The following is a 19,473-nucleotide window of genomic DNA, read 5'->3' on the forward strand; positions in this document are numbered from 1 at the left end:
CCCCAGGAGCTTACTCAGGTAAGTGACTGGGGTGAGCGAAGGCAGCCAACACCCAAGCAACTTGAAGTATGAAGGGTATATACTTTGCATAACGCAGGCCGTAGCATGCCTTTTATTGTGCGATAATAAATTGATAATATTGAATTAACGCCAATGTCTATTTTATTCTGCTGTTTTATGCGGAGTCGTAAGACTTTTAGAGCCGTGCTGCCGCGCGGCTTTTTTATTTTTAGCGCTAAGCGTTTGCAGAATGAAGAAAGAAACCCTCATCGGTGCATCACGCTTCTGCCACCGTTCAGGGTTTGAGTAAAGCGTGAAGCGAGGCTACGCTAACTGATATTCAGAAGGAGTTTTCCTCGGTGACATGCAAGCCTATTGTGGTGTGGGTCAATATAGTCTTACAGCTGCTATTGCCGTTGAGCCTATCTTTTTACCCTGCAATAGCCAACATGCTGACTCCTGCGCCGGATACGGCCCCGGCAGAGCCGCTTGAAACCGTGCCCTATACTCTGGCACCGGGTGAAACCGTCTCCCAGGTGGCGAAAAAATACCATCTTACGGTCGGTGAGTTAAAAAAAGTCAATCAGTTCCGTGCGTTCTCGAAACCCTTCGAACAATTAGCCAGCGGCGATGAAATTGATATTCCGCACACGGCCTCGCTGCCGTTGACAAGCCATCATGAAGACACACAAGCGGCACCGGCTCCGCACTATCAAGAACGGTTAGCCCATAACCTGCTAAAAGGTGCCACGTTACTGGCAGACGACAACACGCCGCTGGCCGCCGCCGGTATGGCGCGTTCTATGGTGGTGGGGGAAGCCAACGACGCGGTGCAGCATTGGCTGAGCCAGTTTGGTACCGCACGTGTCCAGCTTAGCGTGAATGATCGCCTTGGTCTTGAAGGCAGCTCATTCGATATGCTGGTGCCGCTTTATGATGACCAGCAATCGTTGTTATTCAGCCAATTTGGCCTGCGTAATAAAGACAGCCGCAATACCGTCAATCTCGGCGCGGGCATCCGTACCCTGCAGGATAACTGGATGTACGGCGCTAACGCTTTTTTTGATCGTGATATGACGGGCAAGAATAGCCGTATTGGGTTGGGTGCCGAAGCCTGGACGGATTACCTCAAACTATCGGCTAACAGTTATTTACGCCTGACGGGCTGGCATCAGTCCCGTGACTTTGCTGATTACAATGAACGCCCGGCCAACGGTTACGATCTGCGGGTTGATGCCTATTTACCTGCTTACCCCCAGTTCGGCGGCAACTTGATGTATGAACAGTATTGGGGCAATGAGGTGGCGTTATTTGGCAAAGACGACAGGCAGAAAAACCCCTATGCGTTCACCATGGGGATCAATTACACGCCGATCCCACTGATCACTCTCGCAGTAGAGCAACGCGCCGGTAAAGGGGGCAGAAACGACACCAATCTCAGCGTCCAACTGAATTACCATCTCGGAGAACCCTGGCAGACACAAATTGATCCCTCGGCGGTGGCAGCCAGCCGCACCTTGGCCGGTAGCCGTTATGATCTGGTGGAGCGTAACAACGATATTGTGCTGGAGTATCAGAAGCAGGAGCTTATCCAACTGGCATTGCCGGATCAGATGACCGGCAGCGCATTCGAAGTGATCAAAGTGGATGCGCAGGTGGCGGCGAAATATGGGCTGAAGCGCATCGACTGGGATACCGCCGCATTAGTGGCGGCCGGTGGCGTCGTGACGCAAACCTCTTCACACAGTATCTCGATAAAGCTGCCGCCTTATACGGCTGGCAGTAACGTTTATACGCTGGGGGCAGTGGCTTACGATAATCAAGGAAATGCCTCCAACCCGAGCAGCACGCGGATTACCGTCACGCCACAAGTGGTCAGCAAATACAATTCCATCTTAGAGGTTTCCCCGGCTGACATATCTGCGGATGGCGTTTCCACCAGCCTGATTACCCTGAATTTAAACGACGTTAATAACCTGCCGGTGCAGGGAATGGCCAAGCAGCTGACGCTGGATGTGCACTTTACGCCAAATACTGCGGCCAGCAAGCCCGTGAGCCACCCGCTGTTGAGTGCGGTGACCGAAACCGCGCCAGGGGTTTATAGCGCGCAGTTAACCGCAGGGCTGACTCAGGGCGAGGCCATTATTGCGCCAACTATTAATAATATCTCTCTGGCATCGGCTAAAGTTACTTTAACTGAGAGCAATCATGCACCGATCTTGGATAATTTTTCTTTCCTCGTTGAGCCTGCGGAGATTGTTGCCGATGGGGTACAGTCCAGCACGCTGAGCTTTAGCGTGCTGGACAATCGCCATCAGCCGATTATTGGATTAAAGGTGGCCTTTGCGGTGAGCGACGGGCCAGAAGTGACCCTGAGCCCGGTCACGGAAGATAACGGCGTATATAGCGCGACGCTGAGCGGGGTTGTCGCCGGTAACGTAACGGTGGCCCCGACGATCAATGGCGATGCCGTGGCGGTGGATGCATACCCAATCACGCTCATTGCCGATCACAGCACCGCCACTATTGATCTGACGGTGGTGAGCGATGATGCGCTCGCCGACGGCATTGACGTCAATAAAATCGAAGCGCATGTGACGGATCAACACGGCAACCCTCTCGAAGCCGTGCCCGTCGAGTTCCACGCCGATAACGGTGCCACGGTGATACCGCCGGAAGGCATTACGGATGCTGAAGGCTTGATAACGGTGAAACTGGCCAATATCAATCCAGGCGTGACCACGGTGACCGCCATCAGCGGCGGACATGAGCAACGTGTGGAAATCGCTTTTATGCCGGAAGCACCGGAGAAATTGTTGATATATCGCAATGGCGTTGAATTGACTGAGCATCCCGTCGTCGGGGATACCCTGGTGGCCGTGGCGATGTGTTCGATTGCCTTATGTAACGGGGCATCAGTTAATTATCAGTGGGAAGTTGAGTCCGCGGTCGGCTCAGGGGTGTTTATCGCAATCCCCGGTGCCACTTCAGAAGCACTGACGGTGACAGCGGATTTACAGAAACGGGCTATCAGAGTGGTGTCGCATTAACGCTGAATGCTCATCAGTTAAGGCTAACCAGTTCCCTCTCTCTTGGGGAGAGGGTTAGGGTGAGGGGACAATCACCGCACGACTTGCCCCTCACCCCGGCCCTCTCCCACAGGGAGAGGGGGCGATGCCTTTTATCACCCTTCCGTGCCGTTGCGGAAGGCTGTTTAAGCATTGATTTTGAGTGCGGTTAGAGGAAAGAAAACGATGAAGCATAAACTAGGTTCTCTGCTATCGGGGATGTTGCTCAGTATGCTGATTGTTGGATCGGCATGGTCGGCCATCACCTCCACGCCAACCTCTACCGTCAGAGGGCGCGCCCCGGTGGTGACGCAAAGCACTATCGTTTCAGACAATGCCAGCGGTAATGGGCTGATCGATATCGGGGATACCTTAAGTATCGGTACGCCAGGCACCTTCAGTGATGAGGACGGTGACATCGCGATCCCGCAAACTTATCAATGGCAGGCCGATGGGGCAGATATTCCGGGGGCTACCGGCAATACCTATACCATTGTGGCCGGTGACTTAGGCAAAACCATTACGGTGTTAGTGACACCGCATACCGATCCGGCGATTACCGAGCCGGCCGAAGGTATTGCCGTTGCCTCTAATGCCCTGACGGTCATCGCCGGTGGCACCGTGACGGGCGTGACGGTGAGCGGTGAAGTGGGTGGCTATCCACAAGTTGATACGCCGCTGACTGCGACCGCAACCTGTGCGGGCGGCACTTGTACCGGTGTGACCTACCAGTGGCAGATCGAAACTGGTGTTGGCACCAATACCTTCACCGACATCAGTGGCGCAACCAGCAGCACCTATACGCCAGCACGGACCGATCAGCGCTTGAGAGTCCAGGTCGTGGTGGGCAACGCAGCGGCTCAGTAAGCAAGAGTCAGCTCAGGCAGGCTTGATGTGATGTCACGCCTGCCGATTTCACTTATCAGTATGATGGATACGCTGGATGCTGCGCCGTAACGATATCTTCAAGGGGTTGTTATGCGGGATATTACTGGCTCTGACTGCCGTCATGAGCCATGCGGCGCAGGCTGCCCAGCAATCTACCACGCCCGTTCATGGGCGAGCGCCGACGACGACGCTCTCGGTAAACAATACCCAACCGCAGGTTGGGGACGTTATTACGGTGACCTCTGCTTTTGATGACGCAGATGGTGATGCCGAACAGGGAACAACCTATCAGTGGACGCTGGACGGTGCCGCGATCGGCGGGGCCACCAGCCCAAGTTACACCTTGGAACTCAGCGATATTCTGGCGGGCAGTGAACTGAATGTGATCGTCACCCCGCAGACCGATCCCAATATCACCGTGCCCAGCGAAGGGGTACCGGCTCAGTTGGCGAATCCGATCAATCTCCGATGGCAGCGCACCATTGCCAGCCTGACGTGGGCGGAATCCCCCCTGGGTGCGGTGGCCGATGGGCAGGCGGTGAATACCGTGCGTGCCAGCGTGCAGTATCTGGACGGCACACCCGCCGCGGGGGCCACCGTGCTGTTCGATGCCGACAATAGGGGCGCGATCTCCGCCATGGCACAAACGGGAGTCGATGGTGTGGCAACGGCTTACGTCACTAACGTGCTCGCGGGTACCACACAGGTGACGGCCAGTATTGATAGTGACAGCAAGTCTATTGATACGCTGTTTGTGGCTGGCCCCGCCCATGTTGTTGATGCGGAAGTGACCCAGAACAACGCGCTGGCCAACGGCGTTGATGATAACAATGTGCTGGTCAGCGTAGAGGATAGCCATGGCAATAGCGTGGTGGGGGAAACCATGACGTTCACCGCCACCAACGGCGTGACGCTGAGCACCTCCAGCGCTCAAACCGACAGCGACGGCGAAGTGACGCTCGCATTGACCAGTGAATCGGCGGTGAGCAGTGAGGTAACGGCCACCGCCAGCAACGGTGTTTCCTCGACGGTGACCGTTGAATTTTCCGAAGAACTGAAGATGACGCAGATCCTGGTCAATGGCGCGTCTTTCTCGGTTGATGATGGGTTCCCAAGGACAGGGTTTGTTGGCGCGGCATTCCAACTGGTGATCGGCGAAACCACGGCGGGTAACAGCGCTTATAACTGGAGCACCAACCAGAGCTGGGTTAGCGTCGATGGCAGCGGCAACGTCAGATTCAATCAGGAACCGACATCGGGTAATAACAGCGTTACCGTGACGGCGGCGAACCCAGACAATGGCACCACATTAACCTACCCGTTCACCGTGAATCGCTGGTTTAGAAATAATAATTTCAACATTATGACATACGGTGATGCGGCCTCTTGGTGCAGTTCTCAAGGCGGCGGCTACGCCGTTCCGGGGTATGGCCAGATGACCGATAGAACCCCGGTGAGCCAGACCGGTGCCAACCGGGATGCCGACGGTAGACTGTGGAATGAATGGGGCACGATGAACAGTTATTCTAACGGCTGGTTCGCCGGTAACTATTGGGTGACTGAACTGGTCAGCGGTGGTAACGCCCGGCATTACGTTTATCTTGGGAATGGCAGTTTGTTCGATTTCCCGCTGGATGGCGCAACCTATGTCACCTGTTCAACGGCGCTTTAAGCCCGTGCCTGCAAAGCTACACTGGCTCTTCTAATACAGCGCTCTGGTCTGCCACCAGTTCGAGCATTTGCGCCAAACCGTTTCTTTGTGCCAGGCCATTAAGAGTTCGATCTGCGGTAATGGCCGGAATACCACGCTTGAGGACTGAAAATGGCAGACATAGCGCGGCACAATAGACATGCCCAGCCCCATGCCCACCAGATTCATGGTCACCAGAATATTGGTGGCGGCCTGCACGGTATTCGGCTTGCTGTGGTGTTGCGCCAGATAAGTACCTGTTCCTCCATCGCCTTGCGTGCCAACTGCTTGGCCTGTTCAGAGAGAGCAAGAATGGTGATCGCCTGCTGGAGAAAAACCTCGCGCGCGCGGGTCAGCGAAACAGTTTTAAGGCAGAAATTGACGGCGTTGGTACGGTAGCGACCTATTTTTATGAGGATACGGGTATTCACAGCGCGTTGACAGATTGGCTGATTTGCGATCTTGATCGCTTGACTGATCAAGTGGTCCTAACCTATGTTGAGAACACCCTCTTTTTCCGATCCAGGGAGCGGTTCTCATGGGATCTATACGCACGTTAAACGGTGATATTGACGCCAGCCAACTCAGTGTGACCTACAGCCACGATCACATCTATTGCATTCCACCCTACTGGGCAGAACGCCAGGATGACGATTTGCTGCTGGACGATCCCACCGCTTCCGAGCGGGAACTGGCGGATTTTTATCAGGCGGGTGGTCGGGCCATTTACGATGCTACCGCCCCCGACTATGGCCGCCAGGTGGTTGCTGTTGCTGAAATGGCCAAGCGCCAGCAGGTGCACGTGATTGCCACCACCGGCTTTAACAAAGGGTTCCTCTGGAGTAGCAAGCGGCCCGGCTCAACGCAGACCTTTGCCGACTGGATTGAAAGTTCGTCGATCGACGCATTGGTGGAGCACGTTTGTCATGAGGTCACTACCGGCATTGAAGGGAGCCATTATCGCGCCGGTGTGGTGAAGTGCGGCACCGGCTACAACACCATTTCCCCCTTGGAACGCAAAACCATGGAAGTGATCGTCAGGGCCCAGCAATGCACTGGCGCGCCGATGCACAGCCATACGGAAATGGGCACCATGGGGCTGGAACAGGCACAGATCTTCCGCAGTTTAGGGCTGGATTTGTCCCGCCTGTGTTTTGCTCATATGGATCGTAACCCTGATCCGTGGCTCCACCGTCAGATTGCCAACACCGGGGCATTTCTCTCTTTTGACGGGATGAGCCGTATCAAATACTACCCAGAACATGTCCGCACCCAGGCCATATTGGCACTGTGCAAACGCGGCTATCAGAAACACATTTTAATTGGCGGCGATTTCGCCCGTAAATCTATGAGTGCCCACTACGGCAAAGGCGGCCTGGGGCTGAAGTTTATCCTGGCCGATTGGCGGCCAAGATTTATTGCCGAAGCTCAGGAAGAGGGGTTAGATGGCGAAGCCTTACTGTATGACTTCCTGGTAGAAAACCCCGCCCGCTACTTTGCTTTTGGCTAAGGGGGCACCATGAAGCTGCATGAATTCAATGAACAACAGGCCAAACAGGCGCTGGCAAGGGCGCAGATTGCGCTGTTGCCGCTGGGGGCAGTTGAACCGCATGGCGATCATCTGCCGCTGGATACCGATAATCTGCTGGCTGAACGTTTCTGTGCCCTGTTGGATCAGCAACTGGGAGAAGCGGCGATCAGCCTGCCTGCGGTGCCTTATAGCCAGGTGTGGTCACTGCGCGGGCACGCCGGGGCGATCGATATCGGTCACGATCTGCTGGTGCAACTGCTGGTGGCGCTGGCACGCAATATGGCCAGCTATGGCATTGCGACCACGGCGGTGATTAATGCGCATTACGGTAACTTTGACGCCATTAAAGCGGCGGCGAGAATGCTGAAGGAAGAGGGTATTACACTGCTCAGCTATAGCTGGGCCGGTATCGACGCTTGCGTGAGCCAATTGCGCACCTCTGCCGTTGCCTACCCCGGCTATATGCATGCCGATGAGATTGAAACTTCCCTGATGCTGGCGCTGGCCCCGGAATACGTTGATATGGCGCAGGCGCGCGCGCACTACCCGCGCTTCCCGGCAAATTTCCGCTACCGGCCGGTGCGCTGGACCGAGTTTTCCGACTATGCGGTGTTGGGCGATCCGCGTTGTGCCAGCCAGGAGAAAGGGCAGGCATTTGTGCAGCAGGCGCTGGAGGCCACGCTGGCTTCCATCCGCCTTCATTTGGCAGAAGGAGGCGGCGATGATCGTTCGGCAAGCCATCAGTATTGATTATCCGGCCAGCAACGCAGAACAGGCGATTCGGGCGGCGGGCGAGGCGCTGTGTCAGACGGGGGCCTGCCAGCCGGAATATGTGCAGGCGATGGTGGCCAGTTACCGGGAGTTTGGCCCCTACTTTGTCATTGCCCCCGGTTTGGCGATGCCACACGCGCGCCCGGAGCAAGGTGCCATCAAGGCGCAGTTCAGCCTGATACGGCTGCGCGAACCCGTGGAGTTTGGTCATGCCGAGAACGATCCGGTGCAGGTGGTGCTGGGGTTATCTGCCACCAGCAGCGATCGGCATATTCAACTGATTCAACACATTGTTACCTTGCTGGCAGATGAAAATAACCTGCATACGCTAATGAATTCCCGCGATCCCGAGCAGCTTTATCGGCTGATGGCCTGCGCGGTATATACCCAAAATAATTCGAGTTGCTTGTAGGCGGCAACCGAAAGACAAATCGGTCATGGCCGATTTGAACAGCGCTGCTTGCAGCGGCCCCGAAGGGGCGATGTCCAGCATGGGCCGAGTAATGAAGCCAACACCCAAGCAACTTGAAGTATAACGGGTATAACCCGATCTTGATGGCTTAACACGGAGTGACGAGCAATGAAAATTCTGACGGTGTGCGGTTTGGGTATGGGCTCCAGCCTGATTCTTAAAATGAACGTGGAGTCGGTGTTAAAGCAGCACGGCATTCAGGCTTCGGTTGAACATATGGATGTCTCTTCGGCCGCTTCGGCCAGTGCTGACGTGGTGATCACCAATGCAGAGCTGGTGGATAACCTGCGGCACATGCCGTGCCCGGTGGTGATCGTGAATAACTACATCGACAGCAAAGAGATTACCCAGGCGTTGGAACAGGCCGGTATTCTGCAGCAGGGAGCATAGCCATGAGTGAATTTCTGGGGGTATTGCGCTGGATTACGGTCAATATTTTTGGCGAGGCATCAATTTTAATCGGCCTGATTGTGCTGCTGGGGCTGGTATTACAAGGCAAACCGCTGGCGGATATTGTCTCTGGCACGCTGAAAGGCATTCTGGGGTTTCTGATCATTGGCGCGGGGGCGGGCATTATCGTCTCGGCGCTGTTGATCTTTCAGCCCATCTGGACTGAAGTGTTTGGCTTAAGCTCAATGAACTTAACCAATATCATTGGTCAGGTGCATTTCACTGAGCGCTATGGCAGCAGCGTGACGATTGCCATCGCCGGGGGATTCGCGCTCAACCTGCTGTTGGCTCGCCTGACGCGGTTTAAATATATCTACCTGACCGGCCATATGATGTTCTGGACCACCATGATTTTTGCCGGTGTGATGGTGAACAGCAATCCGGCGATTTCCGGCCTGCAACTGACGCTGATGCTGACGGTGATCATGGGGCTGTATTGGACGTTACAACCGGCGCTGGTACAGCCCTGGGTACGCAAAATTACCGGCAACGACAACGTAGCCTTAGGGCACACCTCGGCTTCCGTTGCGTTGCTGGGGGCGCTGTTTGGCCAGGTATTTGCGGCGAATAAAACCAGCTCTGAAGATATCAAAGTGCCGAAAAAACTTGGCTTCCTGCGCGATTCCAACGTGGTTACCGCGCTGACCATGTCGCTGCTGTTCTTTATCGGCACCTTTATTCTGCAAATCAAAGGTACGCCCAAGGCCGCGGAGATTCTGGCGCAGTCTGGCGACCTGAGTTTCTATATTTATGCGTTAAAGCAGTCGCTGATGTTTACCGGCGGCATTGCCGTGGTGCTGCTGGGCGTGCGGATGTTTATCGGTGAAATGGTGCCAGCGTTTAACGGCATTGGCTCGCGGCTGGTGCCCGGTGCCAAACCCGCGCTCGACTGCCCGATCCTGTTCAACTTTGCCCCTAATGCGGTGGTGCTGGGCTTCGTCGGCGCTTTTATCGGTTCGCTGCTGTGGCTCACCCTGATTGGCCACTATACCGGCTATGTTTTCATTCCCAGCATGATTGTGATTTTCTTCCACGCGGGCACGGCGGGGGTGTTTGGCAATATCACCGGCGGGTACAAAGGGGCGCTGTTGGCCGGGTTTATTACCTCCACCGTGGTGGCCTGGGGGCAATACTTCTGCGTCAATTATTTTATCGGCAGCACCATTCCTGATACCGCACTGTGGGCCGGTGACAGCGATATGTTTATGCTGGCACCGTTGATTAGTGCGTTGACCAAGCTGCTGACATTCTGACGGGGGAGGGAAGGCGATGAGCAAGGCATTAAGCCAATATTACGAGCAAATTCGGCAAAAATTGGCACTGTTGGAACAGCAGCCGGAGCCGATTAATCGCGCAGCGGAAGTGATGGCCGAAACGGCGCTGGCTGGCCGCAACCTGTTTGTGTTTGGTGCCAGCCATGCGGGTATTCTGGCGGAGGAGATGAGCTACCGCGCTGGCGGCTTGGCGATCGTCAACCCGTTGTTTACGCCCGCACTGATGCTTAACGTGCGGCCATTGACGCTGACCAGCGCGGTAGAGAATGTTGAACACTTGGGCAGGGTGCTGATTGAGCAATCACCGTTGCAGGCAGGGGATACGTTGCTGATACACTCGGTTTCTGGCCGCAATGCCATCACCCTTGATGTGGCGCTGGCCGCCCGGGCACTGGGTGCCAAGGTGATCGCTATCACCAGCCTGGCTACCGCCGCGCGCGTCAGTTCCCGCCATTCCAGCGGCAAGCTGTTGGTGGATATTGCCGATATCACCATTGATAACCAATGCGACTATGGCGATGCCGCCGTCAGCCTGCCAGGGTTGGCGCAAAAAGCCGCGCCGTTGTCGACCATCATGGGAGCGACCATCGCCAACAGCCTGGTGTTGCGTATTTGCGAACTGATGCAACAGCAACAGCGCACGCCGCCGATCCTGGCGAGCGCAAACATAGACGGTAATCAGCAGATAAATCAGGATATACTTGACGCTTACAGGAGCCAAATACACTACCTCTGAGTGGAGCATGAGTATGTTTGAGTCTGACGGACTCCCACTGTATCTCAGGATAAAAGGCATTATCCTGCAACGCATCATCACCTTTACTTATGAGGATAAACTCCCTGGCGAGCTGCTGCTCGCCGATGAGTTTAAAGTCGCGCGCGGTACCATCAAGCAGGCGATTGATTCACTCGCCAGCATCGGCATGGTGTACCGCGAGCAGGGTAAAGGCACCTTTATCAATCGTGATGCACTGCATAAACACTATACCGACCTGCCCGAGGCCCTGGTGGCCTTCCATTCCGCCACGCCGGTGGAGGCAGAGATCCTCTCCCTGCTTTCGATCATGGCCAGCCAAGAGGTGGCCGAACGGATGGGGCTGGATTTGGGTAGCCAACTGATGCGCCTTGAACGCTTGTTTATGCAAGGCGAGAAAGTGGTTGGCCATGCGGTCACCTATTTAAATGGCCGGGTGTATAACGATCTGAGCCACGTTGATAATGGCAGCCCGCTGTATGAGCAACTGCGGGAAACCTTCGGTTACTCCCCAACCAAGGCAACGGAGCGCTATTTACCCGTGATCTGCGATGCCAAATTAGCCCATCTGTTGAACATCGAGCAGGGTTGTGCACTGTTTAGAATTGAGCGCACCGCCAGTAACCTGGATGATGTGGTGCTGGAGTACAGCATCACACATATGCTGGATGCGGCATTATCGCTGCAGATCGTTGCCAATCAGAGCGTGGTGAACCAACGGTGGAATTGTACCATCGATAAAGCGCGGTGAGCTTTATTCTGACTGGTGAGTTTATTATTTTGCTATATTTTCATTGAAGCGATGTGTTTGCTGATGTCTCTTTATGTATTCCCTTAGTTCTTCAAGTTGCGGGGCGCGGCAAGTTTGAAAACCTCAGAGACAGATGACATGTCTTGGGCTTTCCAGCCTGGCGATCCTCAGGCCACGTGAAGTATGACGAGTATAGAAAGAGCGTTGGAAAGTGGTTCTAAATTGATTAGCCCAGAGGTGCCTCATGTCGCGTTTGCCTACAGTAAGCCATCTCAAAATTTTTGAGGCCATTATTCAACATGGCGGCATGCGCGCGGCCGCAAAGGTGCTAAATCAAACTCAATCGAATATGTCTCGTTCTCTGCGTGAGTTGGAGACGATCTTGGGCGCGAAACTGATGGTTAGCGACACGAAGGGTATGGTGCTGACTGATATTGGCAGGCGCTTCGAGACCCGTGTCAAGCGGGTGCTGCGTGAGTTGGAGACTGCGGTAAACGAAGTGAAACAGGTCAAGGGGTTACACCAAGGGAGTGTCTCATTTGGTTGTTCTCATACCAAGGTGTTTAAATTTATCTCCAATGCCGTTACTGGCATTCTGCAGGCTTATCCCAATGCAGAAATAACGCTTTATGAAGGCCAGCAGTCTGAGATACTGCCCGCCCTGCGGGAAGGGAAGCTGGATTTCTTTATTGGCATAATCTCTAACGCAATCTCTCTGGGGGAGTTTATCGAAGAGCCTCTGTTTTCCTGTTCATTCGGTGTCATTGCCAGAAAAGGTCATCCCTTGGCGCATGCGACCTGTTTGGCAGCGCTTCGCAATGCGAAATGGTATCTCCCCGTGGCCGATGCCGGATATTACAACGATCTCGAATCCCTTTTTTTCCCAGCGGAAGCAGATATAGAATACTCAATATTGAAAGGGGATTCCGTCGCTGTGGCAGAGCATCTGATTTTAGAGGCTGACTACTTGTCCATCAGCCCCAAGCTGATTGAACAGACGGATTCGATGAAAGATCTTTTTTGCTTTATCCCGCTGAGAGAAAAACTGCCTGATGGCCATTACAGTTTGATCTACCGCCAGCAAACCACGTTGCCACCGCTAGCACGGCTGTTAATTACGGAAATCCACAAAGAGTGCAGCAATGATATTGCCATAAATAGAGGGCGAAACGTTTCCAGCATCAGCACCCCACAGGAGAGGGGCTGAGGCCGCTGCTGGCTTATCTACGGCATTAGACTATCGGGCGGATGATCGCCCATATCCGCTCCCAGTTGATCAGCGCTAATAAGACGGCGGCAGCAAACAGAACAAACATGATCCTCGAGAACATATCAACACTCCTTGTTAATAAAATCTGAACCTTTCACACTAAGTGGCTGATAGAGAGTGTACAACCGGAGCACGAGGTTATATATATCCGTTTGATTATTTAAGAATTGACTAGGCCAATAGGTAGGAATTTGGATGGGGCGGCGAGTTTACCGCCCTAAGGAGGAGGGAGTTAGTTGAGAATACCGTTCAGCACCAGCATGGTAACCATGCCGCCAATGGCCGGAATAAGCGTGCGGCGGACAATCATAAAGGGTGAGCATTCACCGGCTTTACTGACCGCAATAATCACCCCTGCAACCGGGGAAATCGATCTTCCCATACCCGCCATCAATTGCATCGGCAGAATCATGCTGACGGCGCTTTCACCAAACTTGGCGGCAATGCCCGGCGCCAAACCGGAGAAAGAAAAGAACGCGGCGACGCCGGAACCGGTCAGGGCCGCAGTCACGCAAACCAGCAGGGCCATCACAACGGTCATATTGCCAAAGCCAAAACCGGCGGCCTGAACGGTGTGGATGATAAAATCCACGGCCCCGATGATTTGCAGCCCCTGGGCAAATACGTCGGCACACACCAGCAGGGAGACGATGCTGGTAAACATCGAACCCATCCCTTTAAAAAATACCTGTATCCCTTTGCAGGCCGCTTTAAAATCCCGCCTGACCAGCAGTTCACAGAAAAACGCCAGTAAGGTGCCAATGATCATGGCGGTCACCACGTCAATCTTGATGCTGCTGACGATGAGCGGGCTGAAGACGATCACCAGAATGACCGGGAAAATCGGCAGAAAAGCGTAAAAAGCCGGTACTTTCCCGCTGTCTTCATCAGCTTGTGGCTGGTGGTGCTGTTGGGCCACCACATGCCCGTCTTTGGCATCAAAATAGCGTGCGGTGAAAAAGATCAGCACGGCCACTACCAGCATCACCCCGGTGGCGACCGGCAGTTGGTAGTGAGCAAAGTAGATCGCCGTTTCCATACCGGCGTGTTTTGCCGCTAGGTTAGCGGTGCCGACCGCCGGGCCGAGATCCATAAATGCCGACATGCCGATCATTGAAGCGGCGGCGGCTTTACTGACCCCTAAACGCACCAGCACCGGAAAGAAGGTTACCAGTAACAGCATGGCTAAACCGGCCGCACTGGAGATCGCCACATGCAGCAATTGAGACAAGATGTAGCCGATCGCTAAAATCAGGTAGGGGGCTTTGATCATCTGCAGCGGCTTGATACACAGATTCACCATCGAGTTCGACGCTTTGATGTGATCCATATAATCAGCAAAACCCCCCGCTGCCATAATGATCAAACCGATACCGGCGACTTGGGTGGTCAAGGACTCTTTAACAAACGCAAAAATATCCCCACCGACCCAGCCGATAGACTTGGCTTTGCCATACAGGATCGATTGTTCCGGGAAGAAGATTGCCGTGATGAGTAATAAACTCAACCCGGCCAGCAGCAATATGGCCTGTGGTTGATAGTTTTTGATAATAAACCAGGCGGCAAGAACGGTAATGATTATGCCGATGATAAATCCAGTCATCGTAGCCCCTATTTTCAGTGATTAGCGATAAATTCGCACAGCAAGGTGTTGTAATAGTCCGGAGCCTGAAAATAAGGCGCATGGCCCAGACCGGGCATCTCGATATGCTGGGTATATGGCACCAGCGCTAACAGATCGGCTTTTAATTTCGGCTGTACCACGCCGTCTTTTTCGCCGGTCAAGATCAGCGTAGGCACGGATATTTGTGGCAGCAGCGGGCGGTTATCGGCCAACTGCAGCATCCGCGTGGCGCGTCTCAAGCCTTCCAGATTGGTTTGTGCCGCAATCTCTGCCGCGTAGTCCAATACCGCAGTGGGCACGTCGGGGAAGGGGAGCAGATCGCGCGCGCGGTTTCTGCCATAGGCTTCGCGGCCGATTTCAGCCAGCTCTTTCAGCCGGGTTTCCAGCTTTTCTGAGATCGGTGCCGTTTCTGGTGCGCCATAGCCCGGGTGCGTGCAGGACAGAACCAGATTTTTGATCCTCTCGGGATGCCGGGCAGCATAGCGGCTGGCAATGGTTCCCCCCATTGAATGGCCAACCAGGGACACTTTTTCATCGCCAAGGTGTAGAATCAGCTGATGTAACATCTGCTCATAGGCATCGATCTCGGCGGCGACCAGCGCTGAGTCGGCATACCCCGGAGCATCCCAGGCGACAATGCGGTAAGTGGGCGAAAGTGCGGCAAATTGGAACGGCCAGGCTTTAGAACTGCCGAGAATACCGTGCAAGAAGATAATGGTTTCACCGGCTCCACAAGTGCGGAAAGATAAATTCCCTTGTGGGGTGGGAATTATTTGTTGCTCGGGGCAAACAGGAATCTCTCTGTTTTCACTGCTCATTATAGAAACCTCGCTGAATAAAATAAATTCCAGGTATTAATAATCATCATATTAGATTTTTATTAGGTGAGGGTTATAAAAAAGACCCGCCAGTAAATGAAGGGTTTATTTTTCTCTGTTGTAGGCTAACGTTAATTTGATTCTATTTATTAAAAACATTAAAAGCTTCAAATAGGGATTCCATCACGTGGAAGTTATCACCCAATTCATTGTTGGTAACCTCACCCATGTAATTGACCAGTGCTTCAATCAGCACGAATCCGGCACTGCGGCTGCTGAACAACCCACTATGCTGGCTCTCCATCAGCAGCAGTGCGCTAGCGAAGTGGCTGAACGGATTGACTGCGTTGTCGGTGATCACGATAGTATCGCCGCGATTCTGATAAAACCATTTTATCAGCCGCGTGGTGACGCTGGAGAAGCGGTAGTAGGAGATGGCAAGCAGGACATCACCCTTGCGCGAATCAATTAATTTATGTGGCAGATTAGCAATGTTGGCATCCAGCAGCACAATGTCTTTTTTAATATATCTGCCGAGCAGATAAAAATATTCTGCCAAGGCATGTGCTGTGGCGCTGCCAATCACATAAAGCCGCTTTTGCGGATCGCAAATCAGCGCAATAGTTTTCTCCAAATCCTTTCTGTTGATGTTATTTAACGTGTTGTTAATATTATTCGTGATTTCTTCACAGTGTTTTTCAATATACTCAATGCCATTGTTGGTGTTTTTCTTTTTATTAAATCGCTCGATGGGCGAAATATTCCTGCGAAGATCGGGCTCAGTGGTGGATTGTTTAAAATCCCGAAAGCCATTGAAGCCGATTTTCATCATAAACCGCCCCAGGGTTGACTTGGCAATGTCGACCTCATTACAGATATCAATCACTTTGCTGTAGGGGATTGACTCAAAATGTTTGTCGAAATAGTCGATAATACGCCGGTCGGTATCGGTAAGATTACCCAGGTTGGCAATACGTTGAGAGAAATCGGCTCTGTTCATGTCATTCTTCCCTGTTTGCCCACCGTTGAGTCATTAATAACAAAACCCAAGCTAGAAAAAACGGGAATCAAAAATTCCCTTGTCAGAAGTGTGTGTCATCTCTCATTCCCTCCCGATCGGCGTCGCTACCTGGCATTAGGGATGCTCCTGGAGGCGTTAGGTGGTGCAAACCAGGCACCCCATCCGGTGCGCTAAGCGCAAAAAGAAACCCCCGCACAATATCCGCGAGCAATATTGTGCGGGGGTGGGTTCAGCCTTATGGCGGAGTTACTTTTTCTCTACGGCAGCCTGAATGGCATCAGCGAGAGAACCAACGTATTTTTCTGCCGTCCTTAATTGGTATTCAACACCGTTGCCATCATTGGTATCAGACAGCGTTGCCTTCAAAAGCTCCAATGCCGCCTGCACGGCCAGTAATCTGCGCTTTTGCTCTTCTGTCGGTGCGAGCCCGGAGCCAAAATAATTCTCTAACATATTCGTTTCCCTTTGCTAGACCTACCGAAATGGCAGACAACATATTGTATATTGAAGTTATACCCAGATTTTTCAAGGTATTTCCTGAATATTTTGCCCCTAGGGGGCTTGAGGGGAGAGGTTCCCCACTTTGCGCGCTAGGAATAGCGCAGTGTTCTGTAACCGCAGGTTGCTATGGTACTGGCGATGACGGCGGCAGCAACTGGGGCAATTGTGTCCGCGGGTTGAGTTGGTAACCTGCAGGTTTATGTAATATTCAATTAATTCATTGTGCTGATTGCGCGGAACAGAAATTACAGTTTATTGTGCTGAACGGTGTTTTTGCTCCCTCGGTTTTTACAGCTGAGGGCTAAAAATATTAATAAAAATATGGTTTATATTTCATGATGCTAATTAAATCACCCTGGGTAAAAATTCAAAGATATATTTATTAATGGCTTGAACAGAAGTTACATCTATCACACCATACTTACGTTTACATGACAGTTCTATACATTTTTGCTGCTAGTGTAGAACTTACCCGATGATGTTGTGTTATTTCTTTATCTGTAGCGTAAGACTATTCCTTATTGATTGTTATCCCGCCTTGTGCGGGATTTTTTTATCTACCGTGATGACAATGTGCTTGGGCGCTGCGCTTTAGCGGCTCACCGCTGGCAGCCTGGCTTAGAGACTCATGAGGGGAAGGAAAATCTATGTATGGCATACCTCCTTACGGCTTCGGGGCTAGTAGCCTTGGCGTAATGCTCTTTTTCAGCACAAGTGAACACGATGTAAGAAACGTTATTAGTTTGCTTGGGCTAACACTGCATGGCGTATCATTGTGCCGGGTTCCTCGCCGGGCTTTTTTTGTTGCGCTTTGGCAAGACTTGCAGGAAAATACGCCATGATTAAAGAATACGTTCAGAAGATGAGTTATATCTTTTTTCAGTGTTGGCATTTTTCGAAGGGTAACGTTTTAAGCTATGTTTTGATCAGCCGTTTGTTATTAGGGATTCATTCCTGTAAACGTGAACCTCCAATTCCCGAAAAAGTAAATTAAGCTGATTCCGTCCAATAAAGAGTTGTACAGTTTTCCGATTGATTCATTTGGTTTTTTAGAGGAGAGAAGTTTTTCACTCTCACTTTGCCGGGAAAGATAATATGCACAAAATGATCATGGTTATTTCAACATCTTGGCTTAAGTTATGAACGTTGGGTTACATTCGAAGCAACGTTTGCCCGCAACAGTTCTATCGATAACTCTTTTCTTGCTGGCCTTTCTGCTTTCTCTCACGGGGATTTTTACCCGTCCTTTGGGAGCACTTTCACTATTTTGGCCGGTGAACGCCATTCTGCTTGGTTTACTGCTGCGTAAACCTGCTTATGCCACCTTTGTGGGCTGGGTGGCTATTTACCTTGGCATGGTTGCTGCAGATCTGACTACCGCTGAGGGATGGTCGCACGCGCTTTGGCTGAATGCTTGTAATATGGCGTTAATCGCCACTGGCTATGTAGTGATGCAACTGCTGCCAAACGCACAGCGGCGGTTGGGAAAACCACAGGCGATTCTATATATGTTTACCGCCTGCCTGCTAGGAGCGGCGATCTCTGCTACGCTGTCTGTGCTGCACGATGACACCCTATACTACAATTCGGTTACCGTCGCTTGGGGAGCATGGTTTAGTGAACAATTTTCAACTAACCTACTGATCTTACCCGTAATTCTATCCGCTCCGCGTTTGAAGCAGCTGCTGCGCATCCAAATTGACTGGCAATGGCGCATCAGTATGCCCTTTTTGGCTCTGCTTTGCTCGCTGGTATTAAGCCTGTATATCGGTGGGCCGGGAGCGATAGCATTCCCGATCCCTGCCTTGCTGTGGTGCGCCGTGCGCTACCAGTTGTTCAGCGTCACGCTTCTGACGTTGCTTACCGGGGTGAGCGAGATTATCAGCGTTTCCAGCAATATCATGCTGTATCAAACACCGGGGCCTGATGCCGCCGTGCTGGATTCGCTGATGTCAGCCCGTTTGGGGATTGCTATGTTAGTGATGGGGCCGTTAATCCTGGCCAGTTCACTCGTTGTGAATCGCAAACTGCTGCGCAAGCTAGAGCACAGTGCCAATCATGATTTTCTTACCGGAGCATTGGGGCGCAGCGCATTTATACGTAAAGCGCGAGAATTGCTGCAATATAAGCATCAAACCAAAGAAGCAATATCAGTGCTGTTGATCGATATCGATCACTTCAAACTGATCAACGATATGTACGAGCATGCGATCGGCGATCGGGTGTTGGCAAACTTTTCTCATATTCTGCGGCGTGAACTGCGCCACGATCAGTTATTTGGCCGGCTCGGTGGGGAGGAGTTTGCCATTATGATGCCGCGCGCGCTGGTTACACAGGCTGTGGCACTGGGGGAATATTTGCGCAAGCGGGTGGAAAGTGCGGATATGAATCCGGCTGGCAAAGCCCCGCTGCGGATCACCATCAGTATCGGGGTCGCCAGTTTGGCGATGACCGAGGAAAAATCCCTTGAGCAACTGATGAATATGGCGGATACGGCGCTTTATCGTGCCAAGTCCCAGGGCCACAACCGCGTTGAGTCGTTTAACAGTATCAGCCCTAACAAAGTGCATCGTGACATGTTCAGATAACC

Annotated in this window: 18 protein-coding genes and 2 pseudogenes; 13 read left to right on the forward strand and 7 right to left on the reverse strand. The window is 52.6% G+C overall.

Annotated elements, in window-relative coordinates; genetic code table 11:
* Nucleotides 1–449: 449 nt before the first annotated feature.
* The 3 genes from BMI79_RS04220 (at nt 450) to BMI79_RS04230 (ending at nt 5,628) form a co-directional block, all read left to right on the forward strand.
* A complete protein-coding gene (locus tag BMI79_RS04220; protein WP_083704364.1) occupies nt 450–3,050 on the forward strand; it encodes a ZirU family protein in 2,601 nt (866 codons plus the stop codon).
* 204 nt (nt 3,051–3,254) lie between these two features.
* Nucleotides 3,255–3,935, forward strand: a complete 681-nt coding sequence (locus BMI79_RS04225) for a ZirU family protein (RefSeq protein WP_244157309.1) — start codon at nt 3,255–3,257, stop codon at nt 3,933–3,935.
* A gap of 76 nt (nt 3,936–4,011) precedes the next feature.
* A complete protein-coding gene (locus BMI79_RS04230) occupies nt 4,012–5,628 on the forward strand; it encodes an Ig-like domain-containing protein (RefSeq protein WP_076940723.1) in 1,617 nt (538 codons plus the stop codon).
* Between the two features lie 84 nt (nt 5,629–5,712).
* Here BMI79_RS04230 and BMI79_RS04235 read toward each other — a convergent pair.
* Nucleotides 5,713–5,898: pseudogene (locus tag BMI79_RS04235) on the reverse strand (transcriptional regulator); the annotation flags it as partial.
* On the reverse strand, nt 5,838–6,128 hold the full coding sequence (locus BMI79_RS23475) for a hypothetical protein (RefSeq protein ID WP_125828723.1): 291 nt from the start codon (nt 6,126–6,128) through the stop codon (nt 5,838–5,840). The gene BMI79_RS23475 and the pseudogene BMI79_RS04235, both read right to left, overlap by 61 nt.
* Before the next feature lie 56 nt (nt 6,129–6,184).
* Between BMI79_RS23475 and BMI79_RS04240 the strand changes: the two genes are divergently transcribed.
* From BMI79_RS04240 to BMI79_RS04275, 8 genes are all read left to right on the forward strand, one after another.
* A complete protein-coding gene (locus tag BMI79_RS04240) occupies nt 6,185–7,156 on the forward strand; it encodes a phosphotriesterase family protein (protein WP_076940726.1) in 972 nt (323 codons plus the stop codon).
* 9 nt (nt 7,157–7,165) lie between these two features.
* Entirely contained in the window at nt 7,166–7,927 is a 762-nt protein-coding gene (locus tag BMI79_RS04245) for a creatininase family protein (RefSeq protein WP_076940729.1), read from the forward strand.
* Nucleotides 7,899–8,360 (forward strand): PTS sugar transporter subunit IIA, encoded by a 462-nt coding sequence (locus tag BMI79_RS04250; protein WP_076940730.1) that lies wholly within the window; start codon nt 7,899–7,901, stop codon nt 8,358–8,360. Before BMI79_RS04245 ends, BMI79_RS04250 begins: the two co-directional genes overlap by 29 nt.
* A 168-nt stretch (nt 8,361–8,528) precedes the next feature.
* Nucleotides 8,529–8,810 (forward strand): PTS sugar transporter subunit IIB, encoded by a 282-nt coding sequence (locus BMI79_RS04255; RefSeq protein WP_076940733.1) that lies wholly within the window; start codon nt 8,529–8,531, stop codon nt 8,808–8,810.
* A gap of 2 nt (nt 8,811–8,812) precedes the next feature.
* Nucleotides 8,813–10,123, forward strand: coding sequence for a PTS ascorbate transporter subunit IIC (locus BMI79_RS04260; protein WP_076940735.1), 1,311 nt, complete (start codon nt 8,813–8,815; stop codon nt 10,121–10,123).
* Between the two features lie 16 nt (nt 10,124–10,139).
* Complete coding sequence (locus tag BMI79_RS04265) at nt 10,140–10,880, forward strand: sugar isomerase domain-containing protein (RefSeq protein WP_076940737.1); 741 nt, start codon at nt 10,140–10,142, stop codon at nt 10,878–10,880.
* A 13-nt stretch (nt 10,881–10,893) separates the two neighbouring features.
* Nucleotides 10,894–11,649, forward strand: a complete 756-nt coding sequence (locus BMI79_RS04270) for a GntR family transcriptional regulator (RefSeq protein WP_076940739.1) — start codon at nt 10,894–10,896, stop codon at nt 11,647–11,649.
* 244 nt (nt 11,650–11,893) lie between these two features.
* Complete coding sequence (locus BMI79_RS04275; RefSeq protein WP_076940741.1) at nt 11,894–12,856, forward strand: LysR substrate-binding domain-containing protein; 963 nt, start codon at nt 11,894–11,896, stop codon at nt 12,854–12,856.
* A 295-nt stretch (nt 12,857–13,151) separates the two neighbouring features.
* On the opposite strand, the gene dcuC is transcribed toward BMI79_RS04275, so the two are convergent.
* The 4 genes and pseudogenes from dcuC to BMI79_RS24540 all read right to left on the reverse strand — a co-directional run.
* On the reverse strand, nt 13,152–14,522 hold the full coding sequence (dcuC, locus tag BMI79_RS04280) for a C4-dicarboxylate transporter DcuC (RefSeq protein ID WP_076940743.1): 1,371 nt from the start codon (nt 14,520–14,522) through the stop codon (nt 13,152–13,154).
* A gap of 14 nt (nt 14,523–14,536) precedes the next feature.
* Entirely contained in the window at nt 14,537–15,361 is an 825-nt protein-coding gene (locus tag BMI79_RS04285; protein ID WP_076940745.1) for an alpha/beta fold hydrolase, read from the reverse strand.
* Nucleotides 15,362–15,503: 142 nt separating this feature from the next.
* Nucleotides 15,504–16,193: a MurR/RpiR family transcriptional regulator gene (locus tag BMI79_RS04290; RefSeq protein ID WP_241680021.1), complete on the reverse strand. Its 690-nt coding sequence runs from the start codon at nt 16,191–16,193 to the stop codon at nt 15,504–15,506.
* A gap of 18 nt (nt 16,194–16,211) precedes the next feature.
* Nucleotides 16,212–16,325: pseudogene (locus tag BMI79_RS24540) on the reverse strand (hypothetical protein); the annotation flags it as partial.
* Here BMI79_RS24540 and BMI79_RS23975 point away from each other — a divergent pair.
* Nucleotides 16,272–16,556 carry a hypothetical protein gene (locus tag BMI79_RS23975; protein WP_167370510.1) on the forward strand — a complete coding sequence of 95 codons (285 nt, stop codon included), beginning with the start codon at nt 16,272–16,274 and terminating at the stop codon, nt 16,554–16,556. The pseudogene BMI79_RS24540 and the gene BMI79_RS23975 overlap by 54 nt on opposite strands.
* A gap of 72 nt (nt 16,557–16,628) precedes the next feature.
* Here the strand turns inward: BMI79_RS23975 and BMI79_RS04295 are convergent, their stop codons facing one another.
* Nucleotides 16,629–16,835, reverse strand: coding sequence for a hypothetical protein (locus BMI79_RS04295; protein ID WP_076940750.1), 207 nt, complete (start codon nt 16,833–16,835; stop codon nt 16,629–16,631).
* A gap of 1,187 nt (nt 16,836–18,022) precedes the next feature.
* Between BMI79_RS04295 and BMI79_RS04300 the strand changes: the two genes are divergently transcribed.
* Nucleotides 18,023–19,471, forward strand: a complete 1,449-nt coding sequence (locus tag BMI79_RS04300; RefSeq protein WP_076940752.1) for a GGDEF domain-containing protein — start codon at nt 18,023–18,025, stop codon at nt 19,469–19,471.
* The last annotated feature ends 2 nt before the right edge of the window (nt 19,472–19,473 follow it).

The sequence above is a fragment of the Serratia oryzae genome (assembly GCF_001976145.1).
In the GTDB taxonomy this organism is placed as follows: Bacteria; Pseudomonadota; Gammaproteobacteria; order Enterobacterales; family Enterobacteriaceae; genus Chania; species Chania oryzae.

Coding starts and splice junctions, on each gene's coding strand:
- BMI79_RS04230 (WP_076940723.1), top strand. CDS start 4,012: ATGCTGCGCCGTAACGATATCTTCAAGGGGTTGTTATGCGGGATATTA.
- BMI79_RS04300 (WP_076940752.1), top strand. CDS start 18,023: ATGAACGTTGGGTTACATTCGAAGCAACGTTTGCCCGCAACAGTTCTA.
- BMI79_RS04265 (WP_076940737.1), top strand. CDS start 10,140: ATGAGCAAGGCATTAAGCCAATATTACGAGCAAATTCGGCAAAAATTG.
- BMI79_RS04290 (WP_241680021.1), bottom strand. CDS start 16,193: ATGATGAAAATCGGCTTCAATGGCTTTCGGGATTTTAAACAATCCACC.
- BMI79_RS23975 (WP_167370510.1), top strand. CDS start 16,272: ATGTTTGTCGAAATAGTCGATAATACGCCGGTCGGTATCGGTAAGATT.
- BMI79_RS04295 (WP_076940750.1), bottom strand. CDS start 16,835: ATGTTAGAGAATTATTTTGGCTCCGGGCTCGCACCGACAGAAGAGCAA.
- BMI79_RS04240 (WP_076940726.1), top strand. CDS start 6,185: ATGGGATCTATACGCACGTTAAACGGTGATATTGACGCCAGCCAACTC.
- BMI79_RS04285 (WP_076940745.1), bottom strand. CDS start 15,361: ATGAGCAGTGAAAACAGAGAGATTCCTGTTTGCCCCGAGCAACAAATA.
- BMI79_RS04270 (WP_076940739.1), top strand. CDS start 10,894: ATGTTTGAGTCTGACGGACTCCCACTGTATCTCAGGATAAAAGGCATT.
- BMI79_RS04225 (WP_244157309.1), top strand. CDS start 3,255: ATGAAGCATAAACTAGGTTCTCTGCTATCGGGGATGTTGCTCAGTATG.
- BMI79_RS04250 (WP_076940730.1), top strand. CDS start 7,899: ATGATCGTTCGGCAAGCCATCAGTATTGATTATCCGGCCAGCAACGCA.
- BMI79_RS04255 (WP_076940733.1), top strand. CDS start 8,529: ATGAAAATTCTGACGGTGTGCGGTTTGGGTATGGGCTCCAGCCTGATT.
- BMI79_RS04220 (WP_083704364.1), top strand. CDS start 450: ATGCTGACTCCTGCGCCGGATACGGCCCCGGCAGAGCCGCTTGAAACC.
- BMI79_RS04245 (WP_076940729.1), top strand. CDS start 7,166: ATGAAGCTGCATGAATTCAATGAACAACAGGCCAAACAGGCGCTGGCA.
- dcuC (WP_076940743.1), bottom strand. CDS start 14,522: ATGACTGGATTTATCATCGGCATAATCATTACCGTTCTTGCCGCCTGG.
- BMI79_RS04275 (WP_076940741.1), top strand. CDS start 11,894: ATGTCGCGTTTGCCTACAGTAAGCCATCTCAAAATTTTTGAGGCCATT.
- BMI79_RS04260 (WP_076940735.1), top strand. CDS start 8,813: ATGAGTGAATTTCTGGGGGTATTGCGCTGGATTACGGTCAATATTTTT.